Below are 22,539 nucleotides of genomic sequence, written 5' to 3' on the forward strand. Positions count from 1 at the left end.
CGTTGCCCTCGCCCGGCCCCATGAGCCTGGACGCGGCCGCCGCTTATGTCGACGCGCACATTCCTGCCGACGCCTGCATCACCGTGGGCGCGGGCAACTACGCGCTGTACCCGCACCGCTACCGCCGCTACGCCGGCCCGGGCACGAGCCTGACCCCCACCGTCGGCTCCATGGGCTACGGCCTGCCCGCCGCCATTTCCGCCAAACTGGAAGACCGCGCGCGCACCGTCGTCTGCTATGCCGGCGACGGCTGCTTCCAGATGAACATGCAGGAACTCGGCGTGGCCCTGCAATACAAGCTGGGCGTGGTGGTACTGGTGTTCAACAACGGCATATGGGGCACCATCCGCGCCCACCAGGAACGCGAATTCCCGGCGCGTACGATCGCGCTGGGCTTCGAGAACCCCGACTTCACGCAGATCATCCGCGGCTACGGCGGCTATGGCGAGGCCGTCGAGAACACGGCGGACTTCGGTCCGGCCTTCGAACGCGCGCTGGCCTTCGCCGACGAACACAGCCTGCCCGCGCTGCTTGAGATCCGCTACGACGCCAACGGTATCGCGCCGGGCGAAACGCTGATGGGCATCCGCGAAGCCGCCCAGGCGCGCATCGCCCGCAGCGGACATTGAACCAGGACTGACGACGATGACGACAACGATTTCAATCAATGGGCAGCGGCTGTGGCAGTCGCTGATGGACCTGGCGCAGATCGGCGCCACGCCCAAGGGCGGCAACTGCCGCCTTGCGCTGACCGCGCTGGACGGCCAGGGCCGCGATCTGGTCACCGGCTGGATGCGTGAGGCGGGCATGACGCTGCGCGTGGACCAGGTGGGCAACATCTTTGCCCGCCGCGCCGGCCGCAACAACGACCTGCCGCCCGTCATGACCGGCAGTCACATCGACACCCAGCCCACCGGCGGCAAGTTCGACGGCTGCTACGGCGTGCTGGCCGGGCTGGAAGTCATGCGCAGCCTGAACGACCACGGCGTGGTCACCGAGGCGCCGCTGGAAGTGGCCATCTGGACCAACGAAGAAGGTTCGCGCTTCCTGCCGGTGATGATGGGCTCGGGCGTCTTCGCGGGCAAATTTCCTCTGGAAGTCGCGCTGAACGCCCGCGATCACGACGGCAAGTCGGTGGCCGACGAACTGGCCGCCATCGGCTACGCCGGGCTGGATGCCGTGGGCGGTCGCCCGGTGGGCGCCTATTTCGAGGCGCATATCGAACAAGGCCCGATCCTGGAGCACGAAGAAAAAGTGGTCGGCGTCGTGACCGGATCGCTGGGCGTGCGCTGGTACGACGTGGTCGTGACCGGCATGGAAATGCACGCCGGCCCGACCCCGATGCCCATCCGCAAGGACGCGCTGTACGCCGCCACCTTCCTGCTGCAATCGGTCGTGGGCATCGCCAACGACCATCAACCCCACGGCCGCGGCACCGTCGGCGAGATCCATGCGCACCCGGGCTCGCGCAACGTCATCCCCGGCCAGGTGCGCTTCACCGTCGACCTGCGCCATGAAGACGAGGCCACCCTGACGCAGATGGATGCGCGCTGGCTTGCCACCTGCACGGATGTGGCCGCGCGCCACGGCGTGACGGTGGACGTCAAACAGGTCCAATACTTCCCGCCCACCCCATTCGACCCGGATCTGGTTGGCAAGGTGCGAGACGGCGCCGTGCGCCGCGGCCTGGCCGCCATGGACATCGTGACGGGCGCCGGCCATGACGCTGTCTACATGGCCAGCGTGACGCCCACCGCCATGATCTTCGTGCCGTGCAAGGACGGCGTGAGCCACAACGAAATCGAAGACGCCAAGCCCGCGGACCTGGAAGCCGGCTGCAACGTGCTGCTGGACGCCATGGTCGCGCGCGCCAACCACCCCGGAGAGCAAGCATGAGCCACCACGATTCCGCCTACTGGCACGACCGTGCCGCCGAACTGCGCTTCAATGGGCAGGCCTACATCGACGGCGCCTATTGCAACGCCGCCGACGGCGCGACGTTTCCGGCGTCCAGCCCCATCGACGGCCGCAAGCTGGCCGATGTGGCCGCCTGCGGCCAGGCCGACGTGGACCGCGCCGTGCAGGCCGCGCGCCGCGCCTTCGACGCCGGCGTCTGGAGCGGCCTGGCGCCCCGCCAGCGCAAGGAACGCCTGCTGCGGCTGGCCGCCTTGATCGGCCAGCACACCGAAGAGCTCGCGCTGCTGGAAACGCTGGACATGGGCAAGCCCATCCGCGACGCGCTGGCCTTCGACGTGCCGGAAACCGCCCGCTGTTACGCCTGGTACGCCGAAGCCATCGATAAGATCTACGACGAGATCGCCCCCACGGGCCCCGACGCGCTGGCCACCATCACCCGCGAAGCGCTGGGCGTGGTGGCGGCCGTGGTGCCGTGGAACTACCCGCTGATGATGGCCGCCTGGAAGGTCGCGCCCGCGCTCGCGGCCGGCAACTGCGTCATCCTGAAACCTGCCGAGCAGGCCTCGCTGTCATCCATCCGGCTGGCGGCGCTGGCCGAGGAAGCCGGCATCCCGGCCGGCGTCTTCAGCGTCGTGCCAGGCTTGGGCGCCGTGGCCGGCCAGGCTTTGGGCCTGCACCCGGACGTGGATTGCGTGGCATTCACGGGATCCACCGCCACCGGCAAGCGGTTCATGACCTATTCCGGCGAATCGAACCTCAAACGCGTCTGGCTGGAATGCGGCGGCAAGTCGCCCCACATTGTGTTCGACGACTGCCCTGACCTGGACCGTGCGGCCCAGGCCGCCGCGCTGGCCATCTTTTCGAACCAGGGCGAAGTCTGCATCGCCGGATCGCGCCTGTATGTGCAGGACGGCATCTACGACGCCTTCATGGACAAGGTGGCAGCCTACGCTACGGGCCTGCAACCCGGCGACCCGCTGGACCCGGCCACCGCCATGGGCGCCATGGTGGACGAACGCCAGATGCAGGGCGTGCTGGCGCGCATCGCGGCGGGTCAGGCCGATGGTGCCAGCCTGCGGATGGGCGGCAAGCAAGCCCGCACCGCCACGGGCGGCTATTACATCGAACCCACCATCTTCGATTGCGCCAGCCAGGACTCCGCCCTGGTGCGCGAAGAGATCTTCGGCCCCGTGCTGGCGGCCCAGCGCTTTGCCACCGAGGACGATGCCGTCCGCCTGGCCAATGATTCGGTCTACGGTCTGGGCGCCGGCTTGTGGACGTCGAACCTGTCGCGGGCGCACCGGCTGTCGCGTCGGCTGCGCGCGGGTCTGGTCTGGGTCAACTGCTACGCCGACGGCGACATCACGGTGCCCTTCGGCGGCGTCAAGCAGTCGGGCTTCGGCCGCGACAAGTCCCTGCATGCGCTGGACAAGTACTCGGACCTGAAGACCACCTGGATCAGCCTGACCGTGTAAGGCGCCCGGCGCACGGCGCGTGCCCGCCCTTGCCGTTTCGCGCTATCTGCTTGGCCGCCCGGGCCATTGAAGGCGCCGGCCCCTTGTGCCACCTTGGACGGCATTGGGGCTGGATGAGGAGCCGGCCCCGATGCGGGCCGGCGCCAGCGCGCTCCCGCCATGAAAAACATGACAGGAGACAAGCATGCGCAATGCCCCCCACATCGCCTTTGCACGCCGGCGTCGGCTGGCTGCCGCCTTGGCGCTGGCAACCGCCGCCCCGTTGTGGGCCGTCAGCGCCGCAGCCCAGGCCCAGGACGCCGCCTACCCCACCAAGCCGGTCACGATACTGGTGGGGTTCCCGCCCGGCACGGCCACCGACACCGTCGCCCGGATGTTGAGCGAACGGCTGGCCCAGCGCATGGGCCAGCAATTCATCGTCGAAAACAAGCCTGGTGCAGGCGGCTCCATCGCCGCCGGCCTGGGCGCGCGCGCCAAGCCCGACGGCTACACGCTCATGATCGGCGCCTCTGCGCCGCAGGCGATCAACCCGCACGTCTATCCCAACCTGAACTACGACGCCCGCAAGGATTTCGCGCCCATCGGCCTGATCACGTGGCTGCCATATCTGTTTGTGGTCAGCCCCGACAATCCCGCCGGCAACCTGAAGGATTTCCTCGCAACGGCCAAGGCCAAACCCAATCAGCTGACCTACGCCACCACCGGCATCGGCACCACCAGCCATCTGGTGACGGCGGTGCTGCTGTCCACGGCCGGCGCCGCCATGGTGCACGTGCCGTACAAGGGCAGCAGCCAGGCACAGACCGACATCGTCGGCGGCCGCACCACCGCCACCTTCGACACCATGGTGTCGTCGCTGGCCATGGTGAAGTCGGGCCGGCTGAAGGCGCTGGCCGTCAGCACGCCGGAGCGCGTGGCGATGCTGCCCGATGTGCCGACCGTGGCCGAACAGGGCTTTCCCGGCTTCGACATGGGCGCCTGGCTGGGCCTGATCGCGCCTGCCGGCATCCCGCCCGCCATCCAGGACCGGCTGGCCCGCGAAATGAACGCCGTGCTGGCTGATGCGACGGTGCGCGAGCGCCTGGGAGACCTGGGCGCCCAGGTCCGCACCACGCCCACGCCGGCCGCCTTCGGCGCCATGATGAAGAACGAATACGAATCGTGGGGCGCCATCGTCCGCGACTTCAATGTCAAAGCCACTGACTGAACAGGACACGACGACCATGCACGCAAGCGACGACATGAGCCCGCATGAACGGGACACCCGCATCCAACTGGCCGCCTGCTACCGGTTGGTGTCGCACTTCGGAATGAGCGACCTGATCTACAACCACATCACCGCGCGCATCCCTGGCACGGAGGATCACCTGCTGATCAACCCCTACGGCATGGTGTATGACGAAATCACCGCGTCCAGCCTGGTCAAGATCGATCTGGCCGGCAATGTCCTCGGCCCGTCGTCCACCGGTTACGGCATCAATGCGGCGGGTTATGTGATCCACAGCGCGGTGCACGGCGCCCGCCACGACGTCGGGTGCGTGATCCACACGCACACCCGCGCGGGCATGGCGGTATCGGCCCTGAGGTGCGGGCTGCTGCCGCTGACCCAGACCGCCATGCGCTTTGCCAAGATTCCGTATCACGACTACGAAAGCGTGGCGATCGACCTGGACGAGCGCGAACGGCTGGTGGCGGACCTGGGCGCGTCCGAGGCGATGATCCTGCGCAACCACGGCCTGCTGGCCGTCGGGCCCAGCATCGCCCAGGCGTTCAATACCCTGTACTGGCTGGAAATGGCGTGCAAGGCGCAGGTGGACGCGCTTAGCGCCAACCGGGAACTCTGCCTGCCGCCGCCGGAGGTCATCGAAAAGACCTGGCACCTGTACCAGCCGACAACGCGCCGCCCCTTCGGCGAACTGGAATGGCCCGCCATGCTTCGCTTGATGGACCGCAAGGACCCCGGCTACAAGGACTGACCGGGATCCCCGCCGCGCGGGCCTATTCGCCGCGCGGCAGCAAGTCCACGCCCGCCGCATGGCTGGCGCCTGCCGGCAGGATGGCCGCCAGGCTGGTCCGCACTTCCAGGAAATACGGACGGTCCGACGCCAGGCCGCGCGCAATCGCGGCATCCAGCTGGTCTTCGCGGGTCAGGTACTCGGCCTGCATACCGAAGGCGCGTGCCATCATCGTGAAGTCGGGGCTGGACAGGTTCGTGCCCACATAGCGCCCCGGATACGTGCGCGCCTGGTGCAGGCGGATCGACCCGTAGCAATTGTTGTTCGACACGATGAACAGGATGGGCAGCCCGCGTTCGGCGGCGGCGGCCATTTCATTGCCCGTCATCATGAAGCCGCCATCGCCCACCAGGCACACCACCTTACGGTCGGGGTGGCGCAGCTGCGTCGCGACCGCGGCCGGGGTGCCGTAGCCCATGGCGCCGGACTGCGACGCCATCAAGCGTTGCGGGTACACGAAGGGAAAGTGCCGGTACACGGGCGCGGCGAAGGTGCCCGCGTCCAGGCAGATCGCCACGTCGTTGGGTGTCCGCTGCGTCAGGGCGCGCACCACCGACACGAAAGGCACGCCGTCGTCGACGGCCTTCTCCGGCCACGCGGCGGTGCGCTGCTGGATGGCACGCAGCGACGCCGCCCAATCGTCCCGCGCCAGGCCGCGTCCGGTCGCCGGCAGATTGGCCAAGGCATGGGCGGTCGCCGCCGGGTCCGCCACCAGGCCGACATCCGCCGCGAAATGCTGGTTCACGATGTGCGGGTCGGGGTAACAGTGAACCAGCGCCTGGGCCGGCTTGGGATGGGCCGGGAACACGTAGCCCTGGGTCGTGATGTCGCCCAGGCGCGTGCCCAGGGCCAGGATCAAATCGCTGGAATTGAAGGCTGCGACCTGCGCGGCGGGCGTCGCCAGGTCCAGGTCCCCGGCGTACAGCGCATGCGTGTTGGGAAAGAGGTCGTGCTGCCGGAACGACACCGCCACCGGAACCGTATGCCGCTCGGCCAGCCGGCGCAGCGCCTCGCGCCCATCGGGCCGGTTGAACGCGCCGCCCGCGATGATCAAGGGCCGGCGCGCTTGCGCCAGCAATCCGTGGATGCGCTCCAGCGTGGCGGGCGCGGGCTGCGCGGGGCTCTCCGCCGCCGCCACCCAGCCCGGCTGCGGCACCGCGGCCTGCTGCACGTCTTCGGGCACTACCATCACCACCGGGCCCGGCGTGCCGGACGTTGCCACGCGGATGGCCTTGAAGGCCGCCGCCGCCAGTTCCTCGGGCGTCGACACCTCGACCACCCACTTGGCCATCGAGCCAAACATCTTCTGGTAATCGATCTCCTGGAAGGCTTCCTTGCGCACGTCCCGCTTCGGCACCTGCCCGATCAGCAGGATCATCGGCACCGCGTCCTGCTGCGCCGCGTGCACGCCGATCGACGCGTTGGTCGCGCCGGGCCCGCGCGACACCATCGCCACGCCAGGGCGTCCGGTCAGCCTGGCATCCGCGCCCGCCATGAAGGCCGCGCCACTCTCGTGGCGGCAGGTCACCACGTCAATCTGCGGAAAGTCATGCAAGGCGTCCAGCATCCCCAGATAGCTTTCGCCCGGCACCACGAAAACGCGGTCGATGCCATTGGCGGCGAACACCTTCAGCAAGGCGTGAGAGGACGTGTTCGATTCGGCGGATACGGTCATGGGCGGCGTCTGGATTCAGGGTTGAGTCCCGGAAATTCTAGATTGGCAAGCCGGAGCCGACTAGGCATACTCTGGCAATCAGATATACAAGAAACGCACACTAGAGACAGCGGCGCGCCCCCGCGCGCAGACCCGGGATGGACTTACGCAAGATCGAAAACCTGATCCACGTCGCCGATCAGGGCAGCTTTTCAAAAGCGGCATCCGTGCTGGGCATCGCCCAGTCGGCGCTGGGCCGGCAAGTCCGGAAGCTGGAAGACGAATGCGGCTGCGCCCTGCTCTATCGCAATGGCCGCGGCGTATCGCTGACGCCCGACGGGGAAAAGCTGCTGGACCGGCTGCGCCCGCTCTTGCGGCAGATGGATCACGTGGTCACCGAATTCCACAATGACCAGAAATCGCCGTCCGGCCAGGTCACGCTGGGACTCACGCCCACGCTGTGCCATATGGTGGGCACGCGGCTGGTAGCCGAAGTCTGGAAGCGGCACCCGCGCATCCAGCTGAACATCATCACGGGCTACAGCGGCTACGTGCACGAATGGCTGACCAATGCACGCGTGGACATCGCCGTGCTGCACGACGCGCGGCGTTCGCAGCACATCGCGGTGGACCCGCTGGCCGAGCTGGACCTGGCTCTGGTGTCGCCGCCGCAGAACCTGTCGCCCGCGGCGCGGGCGATGGCCTCCATCGACTTCGAACAGCTGCGCGACCTGCCCTTGGTGCTGCCGACCCGCAACCATGGCCTGCGCCGCACGCTGGAGCACGCCGCCACCCAGGCGGACATGCCGCTTACCGTGGCCTTTGAAATCGACGCGCTGGAGCTGATGAAGGAAATCGTGGTCGAGGGCCTGGCCCACACCGTGCTGGGGCTGCCCGCCGTCATCAAGGAAGTCGCCGCCGGCCAGTTGATTGCCCGCCGCATCATGCACCCTGGCCTGTCCACCCGCCTGATGCTCGCCACGGCCTCCAGCCGCCCGATGACGCAGGCCGTGAAGCTCGTGCAGGGAATACTGCGCGAGGTGCTGGGGCAGATGACGGCGGCCGCGCCCTATTGCGGCGGGATGCGCATGGTGGACGCGCCCTTGACCACCCGGTGCACGAACTGAAGCTTGCCGACGACCTCCGCCGGCAGCACGAAGGGATAGAAATCCCGCTGCCCCATGCTGCGCGACAGCTCGTTCAGCACGCCTGTCAGCGCGACCCAGGCGTTGACCAGATCCAGGAAAGCCTGGCCGTCGGGGTCCTGCGGGTCATATAACGACGCCGTCGTGAACGGTTCGTAGGACTGCTCGACCGACATCCGCGTAACGCCGAAGCTGATGGCCGTATCCAGCGTATCCATCATGTGCAGATAGTGCGCCCAGGTCTCGGCCCAGTCTTCCCAGGGGTGGCACGAGGCATACGTGCTGATGAAGTGCAGGTCCCAGTCCGCGGGCGGGCCCTGTTCGTAGTTGCGCTGCAGGGCCTGCGCGTAATCGGCCTGTTCGTCGCCGAACACCTGGCGAAACGGCTCAAGCCACGGGCCGCCCGCGATCAGCTGGTCCCAGTAATAGTGGCCGATCTCATGGCGGAAATGTCCCAGCAGGGTCCGATACGGCTCGCGCATGTCTTCGCGCACCTTCACCCGGTAGGCGTCGTCGGCCTCCAGGACGTTGATGGTGATCAGCCCTTGCGCATGTCCGGTCAGCAGCGGCGCGCCATCGGCGCCGGGCGCCAGCAGGTCAAACGCCAGGCCGCCGTCGTCGGGCTCCTCGGAACGCCGGATCGGCAGGCCCAGCGTCATCAGTTGCGCGATCATCTGGCGCTTGGCGGCTTCCACCTTGAACCACAGCGGGCCGTTTTCCAGCACGGACAGGTCGGGAATGGTGCGATTCAGGTTGCAGGCGGTGCACAGCGTCTCGGGCGAATGCGCCGGCAGCAGCCAATTGCACAAGGCCGGCAGGGTGAAATTCGCGCAGCGCTTGTAAGTCTTGCCGCGCGCCCTGCCCGACTCCCGCCACGTGCCGGGCGTGGCGCCTTCGTCCAGCGCCAGCACGTGGCCGCGCTTGGGGTCGAAGCCCAGTTGCCGGTGGCAGTTCAGGCATTCGGTGTTGGAAAAGAATATCGGCTGGCCGCACACGCATTGAAACGCCTTCGCGCGGGCATGCCGCACGCGCTGGCGTTTCGGGGCGCGCAGCTGGCGGTTGATCGCGTCGAAGAAATAGCTCATGCATCCGTCCCGGTGGGAAATTCATCGATAGGCGCGACCGTCACGCGCACATCCAATTCGTGGCCGCCGCCGCGGATCACGCCGCGCAAGGGCGTGACGTCGCCGTAGTCGCGGCCATAGGCCAGGATAACGTGCGCCGTGCCCGGCACCACGTCATTGGTGGGGTCCAGATCCACCCATCCCGCGTTGCCCGGCACCCCGGCGCAATGCACCGAAACCCAAGCGTGCGAGGCGTCCGCGCCGATCAACCTCGGCTTTCCCGGCGGCGGTTGCGACATCAGGTAACCGCTGACGTACCGGGCCGGCAGGCCGATCGCACGCAGGCAGCCGATCATCACATGCGCGAAGTCCTGGCACACCCCGATGCGCTCCTGGAACGCCTGCAGGATGGGCGTGGACACTTGCGTATGCGCCGGCCGGTAGCTGAAGTCGGCGTGAATGCGGTGCATCAGATCCAGCGCGGCCTCGGCCACCGGCCGCCCCGGGGTGAACGACAGCAAGGCGTATTCCCGAAGCTCCGGATGCAGCGGCACATAGGTCGACGGGAAGGTGAATTCGACCTCGGGCGCGAACGGCACGGCCGGGTCATAACGCAGGCGTTGCGCCGCCGCCTCCCAGGCCAGCCCCGCCGCGGGGTCCAGGGCCTCGAACCGGGCACGGACGGTGACGCGGCTGGTCGCTCGCACCGTCAGCGATTCATGAGGCGCCACCAGCGCGAAGGTGCAGCGCGTGTTGCCGAATCCGTCCTGGGTTTCGCTGATGTCGGACGGCGCGGGCGTGACGCTCAATGCGTAGTCTTCCACCACCTGCCACGCGTCGCTCACCGGACGCAGATAGCCCAGGTGGTGCGCCAGTTCCACCGGCGAGTCATAGCGGTAGGCGGTTTCGTGGTCCACCCCCAAGGTCACGCCAGCGGCACAGGGGGGGGTGTCGACCGGGGTATCGGCGGGAACGGGCGTGGGCAAGTTCATGGCGGCGGCGGGTCGGCTAGGTGGCGGCCATCAGGCCGACAGCGTCTGGTCGTAGCCGGCCGCATGGCTGAAATAGCGGCGGCTGATCTCGTTGGAAAGCGCGCTGGCGGCGGCCTCCAGCTGTTCGCACAGCGCCAGCACGCCCGCGTACAAGCCTTGCGTCTGCTGGCACAGCGCGGTCAGCGCCACCCCGGGCCCTTCGGCGGGCAGCAGCCCCAGCAAGTCGGTCGCCGGGCCAGCCACCGTGGCGGGCAGGCGCGCCACCTCTTTGCGCAACACGCTCAGCACGCAGGCGATCGAACGCGGGTTGGCGGGTTCCTGCACCAGCAGGTTCAACAGCGCAGGCACTTCCTGGCGGCCGGGGTAATAGGCGCGGTAGGTGATCTTGCTGTCGAACAGGTCCAGCAGGATATTGAACCCGCTGTCGCCCAGCACCGCATTGCGGCGAAACAGTTCGCCCAGCAGCCCGGCCATGGCCGACAGACGTTCGATCTGCCGGCCGATCGTCAGCAGCCGCCAACCGTCGTCGCGCGTCATGCGGTCGGTCTGCGAACCCGTGATGGCCGACAGCTGCATGCCCAGGTTCTTCAGCGCCCGCAGCACGTCCGGCGCCGTTGCCGGCGTCTCGGCATCGCGGTCCTTGCCGCCGGCGGCCATGCGCCGGAAGAGTTCGTTGGCGGTGACGACCAGCCGCCAATGGTCGGGCGACAGGCGGTCCCGGATCTGCCCGGCCGCATAGGCCAGCGCGCCCAGGTTGCGCGACACGCCGCCCTGAGCGTCTTCGCCTGCCAGTTCCGCGAGCAGCGTGGATTCGAACATGCGCACCGACAGGGTCGGCGCGGCCGGCGCAAGGCCGCTGCGCCGGCACAGGGCCGCGACGGCGGCGAACAGTTGTCCCGCGTTGTCCTCGTCGCTGTTGAGCCAAGTCAGCGCCACGTTGGCCAAGCGCACGTCGTTTTCCGCGCGTTCGGTATAGCGGCCCATCCAGAACAGGTTCTCGGCAGCTCGGCTGGATACCGGGCGATGGGCGGGCACGATGTCTTCGGGGCGCAGTTGCGCGGGCAACATCGAAAACGTGTCGACCGCGCCGCGCGTCGTCACCCAGGTGTCCATGCTGCTGCCGCCGCGCTGCATGGATACGATCTGCTGTTCGCGGCTGGCGATGCGCGTCAGCCCGCCGGGCAGCACGTTCCAGCCGCCTTCGCCGTCGGCGATGACGAACACGCGCAGCATTGCGGCGCGCGGCACGATATGCCCGGCGCTCCAACTGGGCGCCTGCGACAGCGGCAGGTATTCCTGGATGGTGTAGGCGTCGGGGTTGGCGGCGATGCGTGCCTGCAGCGCATCGCGCTCGGACGGGGGCACCGCGCCGCCGATCACCGGTTCGAAGCCGCCGCGCAGGTTGCTGGGATAAGTGGACTTGACCACCGCCCCCGGCAGGTTGGCCAGCACCTGCTCGCGCGCCGCGGCCTCGCCGCACCACCAGGACGGCAGCGACGGCAGCAGCAGGTCCGCCTCCAGCAGGCGGCGGCTCATGGCCGGCAAGAAACCGTTGATGGCGGGCGACTCCAGAAAGCTCGTGCCCAGGGAATTGGCCACCAGCACGTTGCCGGCCCGCATGACCTGCAGCAGCCCCGGCACGCCCAGCGTGGAATCCGAACGCAGCTCCAGCGGGTCGCAAAAATCGTCGTCCAGCCGGCGCAGCACGGCGTGCACGCGTTCCAGCCCGTGCAACGTCTTCAGGTACAGCAGCTTGTCGCGCACGACTAGATCGCTGCCTTCCACCAGGGTCACCCCCAGATAGCGCGCCAGATAGGTCTGTTCGAAGTAGGTTTCGTTATAGGGTCCGGGCGTCAGCAATACGATGCGCGGCGGCGTATGCGCCGACAGCCCGCCGGGGCTGAGCTTGTACAGCATGTCCATCAACCGGCGGTAGCTGGTGGCCAGGTGCTGCACCCGCAGCTCCTTGAACGCTTCGGGGAACATGCCCGAGATCGTCAGGCGGTTCTCCAGCAGGTAGCCCAGGCCGGACGGGGCCTGGGTGCGCTGCGACACGACCCACCAGCCCCCGTCGCTGGCGCGCGCCAGGTCGAAGGCGGCGATGTGCAGAAAGGTGCCGCCCGGCGGCGCATAGCCGCGCAGCGGACGCAGATAGCCCGGGTGGCCCAGCACCAGCGCGGGCGGAATCAGCCGGTCGGCCAGCAGCGTCTGCGGCCCGTAGACGTCAGCCAGCAACCGGTTCAGCAAGGTGGCGCGCTGGCACACGCCCTGCTCGATCGCCGCCCAGTCGGTGTCGTTGATGACAAAGGGCAGCAAGTCCAGCGACCACGGGCGCGCCGAGCCGTTGGCCTCGGCGTAGATGTTGTAGGTGATGCCGTTTTCGCGGATCTGGCGGGCCACCACGTCCACGCGCCGGTCCAGGTCGGCAAAGCCGCCGGTGCCCAGAAGTTCAAAAAAACGGGGCCAGGGTTCGCGCAACCGGGTGGCGCCCGACGCGTCGGCGGTGTCGCGCAGCTCGTCATAGTGCCCGGGACGTGCGGGCAACGCCGCATGAACCGCCAGGGACGCGACATCCTGCGACGGATCCGTCTGAAAAAGAAATTGCGGCATAGCGGCTTTATCGCCGGCGGGTGCGCCGGGGTTCAACATGCGGTAAGGCTCAATCGTGCCTCAAATCCAACGAGAACGGAAATTCCCGGCTGACGACAGCGGGCGCGACGTCCATGCGCCCCGGCGTGTGCCCGGTCTTCTCGAAGCGCGCCAGGCGCCGGCTCTCGGCCTCGTAGGAGTTGACCGGGAACGACTCCGGATTCAGCCCGCCCGGATGCGCCACGTGGTATTTGCAGCCGCCCAGCGAACGTTGGTTCCAGGTGTCGACGATATCCACCGTCAGCGGTACATGCACGGCAATCGTGGGATGCAGCGCCGACGGCGGCGCCCACGCCTTGTAACGGACGCCCGCCACGTACTCTCCAACCCGGCCGGTGGGCTGCAAGGGCAGCGCGCGGCCGTTCACCGTCACAACATAGCGGTTGTCGTTCAAGCCCGATACCCGGATTTCCACCCGTTCCAAGGACGAATCCACGTAGCGCACCGTCCCGGCGGACGAGCCCTCTTCGCCCATGACGTGCCAGGGTTCCAGTGCGCCGCGCAATTCCAGGTGGATGCCGCGCGCCGCCACGTCGCCGAACAGCGGAAAGCGGAACTCGAAATGCGGGTCGAACCAGGCCGAGTCGAAGCCGTAGCCCGCCTCGTTCAGGTCGGCCAGCACATCCTCGAAATCCATCTTCACGAAGGTAGGCAACAGGAAGCGGTCATGCAGTTCGGTGCCCCAGCGCGTCAGGCGCGCCGTATAGGGCGTCTTCCAGAAGTGCGCGATCAGGCCGCGCAGCAGCAGTTGCTGCGCCAGGCTCATGCGCGCATGCGGCGGCATTTCAAAGGCGCGCAGCTCCAGCAGCCCCAACCGCCCCGTGGGGCTGTCAGGCGAATAGAGCTTGTCGATGCAGAATTCCGACCGGTGGGTATTGCCGGTCACGTCCACCAGGATGTTGCGCAAGGCCCGGTCGATCATCCAGGGCGGCACGGAATCGCCCTGCTGGGCGACGCGCCGATGAATTTCCTGAAATGCCAGCTCCAGCTCGTACACCTGGTCGTTGCGGGCCTCGTCGATGCGCGGCGCCTGGCTCGTCGGCCCGATGAACAGGCCGGAAAACAGGTAGGACAGCGAGGGGTGGTTCACCCAGTACGCCAGCAGGCTGGCCAGCACATCGGGGCGGCGCAGGAACGGGCTGTCCGCCGGCGTGGCGCCGCCCAGTACGAAGTGGTTGCCGCCGCCGGTGCCGGTATGGCGGCCGTCGGCCATGAATTTTTCGGTGGACAGCCGGGTCTCGAATGCCGCCTCGTAGAGGAATTCGGTGTGGTCGACCAGTTCGGCCCAATTGCTGGCCGGATGGATGTTGACCTCGATGACGCCCGGATCGGGCGTCACCTGCAGCACCTTCAATCGCGGATCGCGCGGCGGCGGATAGCCTTCCATCACGATCCTGGCTTTCAGGTCGCGCGCCGTGGCCTCGACCTGGGCAACCAGCGCCAGGTAGTCTTCCAGGCGCGGCAAGGGCGGCATGAACACGTACAGGACGCCGTTGCGCACCTCCACGCACATCGCGGTGCGCGTGAGCCAGGCCGCGGATTCGAACTTGGCCGGCTGCCGCGCCTCGGGCACGCCCACACCCGGTCCGCCGCGCCCCGCGCCGTTCGCGACGGGCGCTTCGCCGTTGCGCGAACCGAGCGGACCGCCCGGCTCCTGGCGCGCCGTGGCGCGCACGTTCTGCGTCAGCAACTGGGCGGGCCCGGGCAGCGACCGCCGCGCATCAAACGGGTCGCGCTCGACCGCCACGGGCGCGTCGGCCTCGTCCACCCAGGGCAACGAATCCAGGGGCAGGCGGTATCCCATTGGAGAATCGCCTGGGAACAGATACATGCGCTCGTCCCGCAGGAACCAGGGGCCGGACACCCACGAACCGTCCTCGCCCGCCTGGATCGGCAAGGCGTATCCCACCACGCTGTCCAGCTTCTGCTCGAATACGCGGCGCAGGCGTGCGCGCTCCATCTCGTCTTCCAGCCGTGAATCGAATGGATCCACGTTCGCGGGCAGGCGGCGTTCGCGCCACAGGTAATAGAACACGTCCTCGTAACCGGGCACGACGGTCTGCCCGCCGACGCCCAGCCGCTCGCACAGCCGCGCCATGAAGCGCCGGGCATCCGCCACCGTGTACGCGCTGCGCTGGCGCTCGTCGGCGAACAACGTCGGGTCTTCCCAGCAAGGCTGCCCATCCGTGCGCCAATAGATCGACAGCGCCCAGCGCGGCAACTGCTCGCCCGGATACCACTTGCCCTGCCCGAAATGCAGGAAGCCGTTGCCGCCGTAGCGCGTGCGCAGCCGGTTCAGCAGTTCCAGCGCATAGCCGCGCTTGGTGGGCCCCAGCGCGGCGGTGTTCCACTCAGCGCCCTCGCGGTCCGACACGGACACGAAGGTGGGCTCGCCGCCCATCGTCAGGCGCACGTCCATGTGGTCCAGATGGTCGTCGATCTTGTCGCCCAGGTCGCGGATGGCGTGCCATTGCGCGTCGGTATAGGGCTTGGTCACGCGCGGCGACTCGAACACCCGCGTGACTTCCATGGTGTGCGTGAATTCAACTTCGGCCTCGTCGACCGCGCCCGTCACCGGCGCGGCGCTGCCCGGCTCGGGCGTCGCCGCCAGCGGGATGTGGCCTTCGCCCGCCAGCAGGCCCGAGGTGGGGTCCAGCCCGATCCAGCCCGCCCCCGGCAGATAGACCTCGCACCACGCATGCAGGTCGGTAAAGTCCGATTGGGCGCCGCTGGGGCCGTCCAGCGCCCGCACGTCCGGCTTCAGCTGGATCAGGTAGCCCGACACGAAGCGCGCCGCCAGCCCCAGATGGCGCAGCGCCTGCACCAGCAGCCAGCCCGAATCACGGCACGACCCGGCATTGCGCGCCAGCGTCTCTTCGGGCGTCTGCACCCCCGGCTCCATGCGAATCAAGTAGTTGATTTCCTGATGGATCTGCTGGTTCAACCCCACCAGGAAATCCACGGTGCGCTGCGGCCGCACGTCCACGCGCGACAGAAACTCGGCAAAGCGCGGCGTGGCCTGGCCGCACACCAGGTACGGCGCCAGTTCGCGGGCCAGGCCGTCGTCGTAGGTGAAGGGGAAGGTCTCGGCGTCCGGCTCCAGGAAGAAGTCGAACGGGTTGTAGACCGCCATTTCGGCAACCAGGTCCACGGTGATCTTGAATTCCCGGGTCTTGCCCGGGAAATTCAGCCGCGCCAGGTAGTTGGCAAAAGGATCCTGCTGCCAGTTGATGAAGTGCTCGGCTGGCTCGATGGTCAGCGAATACGACAGGATGGGGGTCCGGCTGTGAGGCGCAGGCCGCAGGCGCAGCACTTGCGCCGAGAGCCCGACAAGACGGTCATATTTGTATTGCGTAACGTGCTTGAGTGCTACGTGGATCGTCACTGCCTTCTCCGGGTCGACTGGGGGCTGCCGCAAAGGCAGCCAAAGCACTGCAAGGGGAACACGTGGGGGTTTCAGTGGCTGGTCTGCACCTGTACCGAGACATCCATTGACAGCGCGGCGGCGGCGCCGTGCAACCAGCGCACGGGCGAAGCCGATTCATAATCGCGCGCCACCGCCAGCCGGCAATGGCCGTCCGAAGCGAAGCAGGCGTGGCTGACATCCACGCTGACCCAGCCGTGCCGGGCCAGCCAGACGTCCGCCCAGCCATGGTTGGCGGCCTCGTCGCCTGCCACATGCCAATAGCCGCTGACGTAGCGGGCCGGCGTGCCGAAGGCGCGCACGCAAGCCAGCAGAAGATGGGTGTGGTCCTGGCTGCCGCCCCGCCCTGCCGCCAGCACCTGCGCCGCCGTCATCGGCGCATCGTTCAAACCCGGCGTGTACGCCACCCGTTCGCGGATGGCGGCGCTTAGCCTCAACACGTCGTCGGGCGTATGCATGCCGCGGGGCGCCACGTAGCGGCAAAAGTCGCGGATGGTGTCGTCGCACTGGGTCAGCGCGGTGGGCACGCCGTAGATGTAGACCGGCAGGCGTTCGTCCTCGTCGCCCACATGGCCCTGGGCCAGCGGATGGATGTCCACCTGCCCCACGGCGTGGATCTCGATTTCGCTGTGGGTGCGGTGCAAGGTCAGCGTGTGGATGACGTTGCCGTAGGCATCCACCTGCGGCTGGATCTCGCCGGGCGTCTGGATCTGCCACCGCAGCGCATGCTGGTGGTCGTCGCGCCGGGGCGTCAGGCGCAGTGTCTGGATGCTGTAGTTCACCGGGGCGGCATAGCGGTAGCGGGTCACGTGCTTGATGAGATGCTTCATGAAGGTCTCCAAGGGTCACGCTGGCAACATCGGGGCCGTCCGCCCCCTGGTCCGGCAGGCACGACGATTGATAGTAGCAATGGTTCGTTGAAATAATTAAGCAACTTGCATGCCAAGTTGCCGGGCACAGGGGCCTGTCGACAATCGCCCGTCGTTTGCGCGTGCCTGCCGCGCGGGCTATCCCCGGAATGTGGCCCCAAATGCCCCTGAAACGCCCCGGGGATGCACATTTAGCGGCATTTAGCACCAGACCGGTGCGCGGGCGGCCCCTTATCGGACTCCGCCGTGCCGGGGTGGCGCCCGCCTCCTGCCGCGCAGTTTTTACAACCCATTGCAAAATTGTTCTGCAAGCGACCGGGGCATCAGGCGCATCGCAGCCCGCAAGCGCAATCACAATCTTCAAACCGGCGGACAATCGTTCAATACGCGTTGCGGGCCGGGTGGCACATTGCAGGGAATTCCCCGCAGGCATCCCAAGGAGACCTCCATGCCCGTCACCGCCACCCCAACCCCCGGCGCCAAGTTGCTGTCCCCCAAGGACCACACGCTCATCATGATCGACTTCCAGTCGCAGATGGCGTTCGCCACGCATTCCATCGACGCGGTCACACTGCGCAACAACGCCGGTCTGGTCGCGCATGCCGCCGCCGGCTTCGGCGCGTCCGCCATCCTGACGACCGTTGCCGAAAAGAGCTTCTCGGGCCCGATGTTCGACGAAGTGGTCGCGCCGTTTCCCGGCCAGAAGCTGCTGGACCGCACGTCCATGAACACCTGGGAAGACTCGGCCGTGATCAAGCAGGTGAACCAGATCGGCAAGACACGCATCGTGCTGGCCGGCCTGTGGACCAGCGTCTGCATCGTCGGCCCGGCCCTGTCGGCGCTGGACCAGGGCTTCGAGGTCTACGTCATCACCGACGCCTGCGGCGACGTGTCGGTGGAAGCCCACAACCGCGCCATCGAGCGTATCGTGCAAGCAGGCGGCCAGCCGATCACCGCATTGCAGTATCTTCTGGAAATGCAGCGCGACTGGGCGCGCACGGACACCTATGAGATGACGACCGGCATCGCCAAGAAGTTCGGCGGCGCCTACGGCCTGGGCATCATCTACGCCAAGTCCATGTTCAACGCCCACGAAAGCTGACCGGAGCGCGCCGATGAAGGTCTACCTGGTATCGCTGGGACTCGGCCTGCTGGTCGGGGTCATTTACGCGCTGTTCAACGTGCGGTCACCGGCCCCGCCGGTCATTGCGCTGGTAGGCCTGCTCGGTATCCTGGCGGGGGAACAGATCCCCCCGCTGATCAAGCGCCTCATGGCCGACGACGCCACCCGCACGTCCTGGCTCCAGCAGCAGGTCAAGCCGCATATGTTCGGCCAATTGCCCAGTTGCCCGAAGCCGCCCGCCCAATCCCCCCCCGACGCCTGTGGAGACAAGCGCAATGGCTGACACTCCGACCTCGGCGCGCGACGGCGCGCCCGACCTGATCCTGCATCAAGGCCGCTTCACCACGCTGGACCCGGCGCGCCCCACTGCCGACGCGGTCGCCATCAAGGACGGCCGCTTCACGCGCGTCGGCACGGCCGCCGACATCCTGCCGCTGGCCGGACCCGCCACGAAGGTCATCGGCCTGAACGGCCGCAGCGCGTTGCCCGGGCTGATCGACAACCACCTGCACATCATCCGCGGCGGCTTGAACTACAACATGGAACTGCGCTGGGATGGCGTGGCCAGCCTGGCGGACGCCATGGCCATGCTGCGCCGGCAGGTCGCCATCACCCCCGCGCCGCAATGGGTGCGGGTGGTGGGCGGCTTCACCGAGCATCAATTCGCCGAAAAGCGCCTGCCGACCATCGAAGAACTGAATGCCGCGGCACCCGACACGCCGGTGTTCATCCTGCACCTGTACGACCGCGCGTTGCTGAACGCCGCCGCCCTGCGGTCCGTGGGCTACGACAAGACCACACCCGCCCCCCCGGGCGGCGAGATCGTGCGCGACGCGGCCGGCAATCCCACGGGGCTGCTGCTGGCCAAGCCCAATGCGTCGATCCTTTACGCCACGCTGGCCAAGGGGCCGAAGCTGCCCTTCGAATACCAGTTGAATTCCACGCGGCATTTCATGCGCGAACTCAACCGGCTGGGCGTCACCGGCGCCATCGACGCCGGCGGCGGTTTCCAGAACTACCCCGAGGACTATCAGGTGATCCAGCAACTGGCCGACGCCGGTCAGTTGACGATCCGCCTGGCCTACAACCTGTTCACGCAAAAGCCCAAGCAGGAAAAGGAAGACTTCCTGAACTGGACCGCCACCTCGCAATACAAGCAAGGCACGGACTACTTCCGCCACAACGGCGCCGGTGAAATGCTGGTGTTCTCGGCGGCCGACTTCGAAGACTTCCGCCAACCGCGCCCGGAAATGGGCCCGGAGATGGAAGGCGAGCTTGAGGAAGTGGTGCGCATCCTGGCGCAGAACCGCTGGCCCTGGCGCCTGCACGCCACCTATGACGAAACCATCTCGCGCGCGCTGGATGTCTTCGAACGCGTCAACCAGGACGTGCCGCTGGCCGGCCTGAACTGGTTCTTCGACCACGCCGAAACCATCTCCGAGCGATCCATCGACCGCATCGCTGCATTGGGCGGCGGCGTGGCCGTGCAGCACCGCATGGCCTACCAGGGCGAATACTTCGTCGAACGCTATGGCGCCGGCGCGGCCGAAGCCACGCCGCCCGTCAAGCGCATGCTGGAACGAGGCGTCAACGTGTCCGCCGGCACCGACGCCACCCGCGTGGCGTCCTATAACCCCTGGGTATCGCTGTCCTGGCTGATCACGGGCAAGACCGTGGGCGGGCTGCGGATTACGCCGCAGCGCAACTGCCTGGACCGCGACACCGCGCTGCGCATGTGGACCGAGAACGTGACGTGGTTCTCAAACGAACAGGGCAAGAAAGGCCGCATCGCCGAAGGCCAGTTGGCCGACCTGGTCACACCCGACCGCGACTTCTTCGCCTGCCCCGAATCGGATATCGCCGACACCAGCAGCCTGCTGACGGTGGTGGGCGGCAAGGTAGTGTGGGGCGCCGGCGAGTTCGCCGCGCACGACGAAGCCGCCCCGCCGCCCGCCATGCCGGACTGGTCGCCCACCCGCCTTTTCGGCGGCTACGGCGCCTGGGGCGATAGCGAAGGCAAGCCCTTGCAGGCGACGCTGCGCGAGGCAGCCGCCGCCTGCGCGTGCGCGAACGGCTGCAATGTCCATGGCCATCAGCACGCGGGCGCCTGGGCCAGCACGCTGCCCGTCTCGGACCTGAAGGGCTTCTGGGGCGCGCTGGGCTGCGCGTGCTGGGCCGTATGACGATGCCGGCGGTATTCACGTCGCCGGCCGTGCGCTGGCTTGCCCTGCTGGCGCTTTGCGGCGCGTACGTGCAAGGCGGGCTGGTGAAGCTGATGGACTTCAACGGCGCGCAGGCTGAAATGGCGCATTTCGGCCTGCATCCCGCCCATCTGGCGGCCGCTGCCGTTATTCTGCTGGAACTGGGCGCCAGCGCGTTGGTCCTGACCGGCCGGTTGCGCTGGCTGGGTGCCCTGGCGCTGGCCGGCTTCACCGCCGCGGCGGCGCTGATGGCCAACCGGTACTGGGAAGCGCCTGCGGACGCGCGTTTCATGACCATGAACGCCTTCTACGAGCACATCGGACTGGCTGGGGCATGGGTCCTGGTCGCCTGGCATGACCTGACGGGGCGCACGCATGGCCGGCGTTGACCGCAATACCCCCCCTCCCGCCGCCATCAGCGGCATGGCCCCGCTCAAGCACACACTGTTCGCCGTGCTGTGGGGCGCCACCATCCTGGGCAATATTGGCAGCTTCATGCGCGATGTTGCCAGCGCCTGGCTCGTCACGGACTTGTCGTCGAACCCCGCCGCCGTCGCCATGATGCAGACTGCCGCCACCTTGCCGGTTTTCCTGCTGGCCATCCCCGCCGGCGTGCTATCCGACATCCTGGACCGGCGCCGTTTCCTCATCATCATCCAGGTACTGCTGGCCTGCGTCAGCTTCACCCTGCTGATGATGGCCAAGACCAATACACTGACCGTCGAATACCTGATCGCGCTGACCTTCCTGGGCGGCGTGGGCACGGCGTTGATGGGACCGACGTGGCAAGCCATCGTGCCCGAACTCGTGCCCAAGGCCGAACTGAAGACCGCCGTCGGCCTGAACTCGCTAGGCATCAATATCGCGCGCGCCTTGGGACCTGCCGTGGGCGGCCTGCTGCTGGCGGCTTTCGGCGCGGCGGCGGCCTACGGCGCGGATGTGCTCAGCTACGTGTTCGTCATCGCCGCGCTGTTGTGGTGGAAACGGCCCAAGAAGGTGGACGACGGCCTGTCCGAACAGTTCTTTGGCGCCTTCCGCGCCGGCGTGCGCTTTGCGCGCGCCAGCCGCGACCTGCATGTGGTGCTGCTGCGCGCGGCGGTCTTCTTCATCTTCGCAAGCTCAGTGTGGGCGCTGCTGCCGCTGGTGGCACGCCGCATGCTGGGGGGCAGCGCGGGCTTCTACGGCATCTTGCTGGGCGCCGTCGGGGTGGGCGCGATCCTGGGCGCGGTGATATTGCCGATGCTGCGCCGGCGCCTGAACACCGACGGCCTGGTGCTGGCCGCGGCCGCCGTCGCCGCCATCGTCATGGCGGCGCTGTCCTTCGCGCCGCCGCAATGGGCGGCGGTCCTGCTGTTGCTGCTGTTAGGCGTGGGCTGGATCGTTGCCCTGACCACTTTCAACGGCGTGGCGCAATCCATTCTGCCCAATTGGGTGCGCGGGCGCGGACTGGCGATCTATCTGATGGTGTTCAACGGCGCCATGGCCGCCGGCAGCCTGGGCTGGGGCCTGCTGGCGCAGGAGATCGGCGTTCCCGCCACCTTGCTGGCCGGTGCCGCGGGCCTGCTCGTGGCCGGCCTGGTCCTGCACCGCATGCGCCTGCCCCAAGGCGAGGCCAATCTGGATCCGTCCAACCACTGGCCCGAACCGCTTCTGGATGCGCCCGTCGAACATGACCGCGGCCCGGTCATGGTGCAGATCGAATACCGCATCCGGGTGCAGGACCGCCCCGCCTTCCTGCAGGCGCTGCAAGCCGTGGCCGAAGAGCGCCGCCGCGACGGCGCCTATGCCTGGGGGATCGCGGAACACACCGGCGATCCGGAACGGGTGCAGGAATGGTTCCTGGTAGAGTCCTGGGCGGAACACCTGCGCCAGCATCAGCGCGTGTCGCAAGCCGACGCGGACCTGCAGGGCGAAGCCCAGCGTTTTCACATCGGACCGGACAAGCCCGTGGTGCATCACTTCCTGGCGCTGGACATGCGACAGGCGAAGCCCGGCCCGACGACCTGACGGT

The 22,539-nt window shown here is 67.7% G+C and carries 17 protein-coding genes; 11 read left to right on the top strand and 6 right to left on the bottom strand.

The window, feature by feature from the left end:
- The 5 genes from AC27VE_RS28980 to AC27VE_RS29000 form a co-directional block, all read left to right on the top strand.
- On the top strand, positions 1–629 hold a 629-nt coding region (locus AC27VE_RS28980; RefSeq protein WP_488705684.1), incomplete at its 5' end, for a thiamine pyrophosphate-dependent enzyme.
- A gap of 16 nt (positions 630–645) precedes the next feature.
- The gene (locus AC27VE_RS28985) at positions 646–1,896 is read left to right on the top strand and encodes a Zn-dependent hydrolase (protein ID WP_488705685.1); all 1,251 of its coding nucleotides are present in this window, start codon (positions 646–648) and stop codon (positions 1,894–1,896) included.
- A complete protein-coding gene (locus tag AC27VE_RS28990) occupies positions 1,893–3,392 on the top strand; it encodes an aldehyde dehydrogenase (RefSeq protein WP_488705686.1) in 1,500 nt (499 codons plus the stop codon). The genes AC27VE_RS28985 and AC27VE_RS28990 overlap by 4 nt, the downstream gene beginning before the upstream one ends.
- Before the next feature lie 184 nt (positions 3,393–3,576).
- Complete coding sequence (locus tag AC27VE_RS28995) at positions 3,577–4,599, top strand: Bug family tripartite tricarboxylate transporter substrate binding protein (RefSeq protein ID WP_488705687.1); 1,023 nt, start codon at positions 3,577–3,579, stop codon at positions 4,597–4,599.
- Positions 4,600–4,615: 16 nt separating this feature from the next.
- On the top strand, positions 4,616–5,368 hold the full coding sequence (locus AC27VE_RS29000; protein ID WP_488705688.1) for a class II aldolase/adducin family protein: 753 nt from the start codon (positions 4,616–4,618) through the stop codon (positions 5,366–5,368).
- A 22-nt stretch (positions 5,369–5,390) separates the two neighbouring features.
- On the opposite strand, the gene AC27VE_RS29005 is transcribed toward AC27VE_RS29000, so the two are convergent.
- The gene (locus tag AC27VE_RS29005) at positions 5,391–7,082 is read right to left on the bottom strand and encodes a thiamine pyrophosphate-dependent enzyme (protein ID WP_488705689.1); all 1,692 of its coding nucleotides are present in this window, start codon (positions 7,080–7,082) and stop codon (positions 5,391–5,393) included.
- Between the two features lie 137 nt (positions 7,083–7,219).
- Between AC27VE_RS29005 and AC27VE_RS29010 the strand changes: the two genes are divergently transcribed.
- Positions 7,220–8,188, top strand: coding sequence for a LysR family transcriptional regulator (locus AC27VE_RS29010; RefSeq protein ID WP_280026318.1), 969 nt, complete (start codon positions 7,220–7,222; stop codon positions 8,186–8,188).
- Here the strand turns inward: AC27VE_RS29010 and AC27VE_RS29015 are convergent.
- The 5 genes from AC27VE_RS29015 to AC27VE_RS29035 form a co-directional block, all read right to left on the bottom strand.
- Positions 8,131–9,291, bottom strand: coding sequence for a zinc-binding metallopeptidase family protein (locus AC27VE_RS29015; protein ID WP_088587558.1), 1,161 nt, complete (start codon positions 9,289–9,291; stop codon positions 8,131–8,133). The genes AC27VE_RS29010 and AC27VE_RS29015 overlap by 58 nt on opposite strands.
- Complete coding sequence (locus tag AC27VE_RS29020) at positions 9,288–10,262, bottom strand: transglutaminase family protein (protein ID WP_488705690.1); 975 nt, start codon at positions 10,260–10,262, stop codon at positions 9,288–9,290. The genes AC27VE_RS29015 and AC27VE_RS29020 overlap by 4 nt, the downstream gene beginning before the upstream one ends.
- A 30-nt stretch (positions 10,263–10,292) precedes the next feature.
- Positions 10,293–12,872 (bottom strand): circularly permuted type 2 ATP-grasp protein, encoded by a 2,580-nt coding sequence (locus tag AC27VE_RS29025; RefSeq protein WP_488705691.1) that lies wholly within the window; start codon positions 12,870–12,872, stop codon positions 10,293–10,295.
- 49 nt (positions 12,873–12,921) lie between these two features.
- A complete protein-coding gene (locus AC27VE_RS29030; protein WP_488705692.1) occupies positions 12,922–16,296 on the bottom strand; it encodes a transglutaminase family protein in 3,375 nt (1,124 codons plus the stop codon).
- A gap of 71 nt (positions 16,297–16,367) precedes the next feature.
- Positions 16,368–17,165, bottom strand: coding sequence for a transglutaminase family protein (locus tag AC27VE_RS29035; RefSeq protein ID WP_006222987.1), 798 nt, complete (start codon positions 17,163–17,165; stop codon positions 16,368–16,370).
- A 487-nt stretch (positions 17,166–17,652) separates the two neighbouring features.
- Here AC27VE_RS29035 and AC27VE_RS29040 point away from each other — a divergent pair, with 487 nt between their 5' ends.
- From AC27VE_RS29040 to AC27VE_RS29060, 5 genes are read left to right on the top strand one after another with little or no spacing between them, the layout of a single operon-like run.
- Positions 17,653–18,306, top strand: coding sequence for a hydrolase (locus AC27VE_RS29040; protein ID WP_488705693.1), 654 nt, complete (start codon positions 17,653–17,655; stop codon positions 18,304–18,306).
- A gap of 13 nt (positions 18,307–18,319) precedes the next feature.
- Positions 18,320–18,610 (top strand): XapX domain-containing protein, encoded by a 291-nt coding sequence (locus AC27VE_RS29045; RefSeq protein WP_006222989.1) that lies wholly within the window; start codon positions 18,320–18,322, stop codon positions 18,608–18,610.
- Entirely contained in the window at positions 18,603–20,510 is a 1,908-nt protein-coding gene (locus tag AC27VE_RS29050; RefSeq protein ID WP_488705694.1) for an amidohydrolase, read from the top strand. The genes AC27VE_RS29045 and AC27VE_RS29050 overlap by 8 nt, the downstream gene beginning before the upstream one ends.
- A complete protein-coding gene (locus AC27VE_RS29055) occupies positions 20,507–20,917 on the top strand; it encodes a DoxX family protein (RefSeq protein ID WP_488705699.1) in 411 nt (136 codons plus the stop codon). The genes AC27VE_RS29050 and AC27VE_RS29055 overlap by 4 nt, the downstream gene beginning before the upstream one ends.
- Positions 20,904–22,535, top strand: coding sequence for an MFS transporter (locus AC27VE_RS29060; RefSeq protein WP_006222992.1), 1,632 nt, complete (start codon positions 20,904–20,906; stop codon positions 22,533–22,535). The genes AC27VE_RS29055 and AC27VE_RS29060 overlap by 14 nt, the downstream gene beginning before the upstream one ends.
- The last annotated feature ends 4 nt before the right edge of the window (positions 22,536–22,539 follow it).

It is taken from the genome of Achromobacter sp. 18P8.1.1, assembly GCF_057799415.1.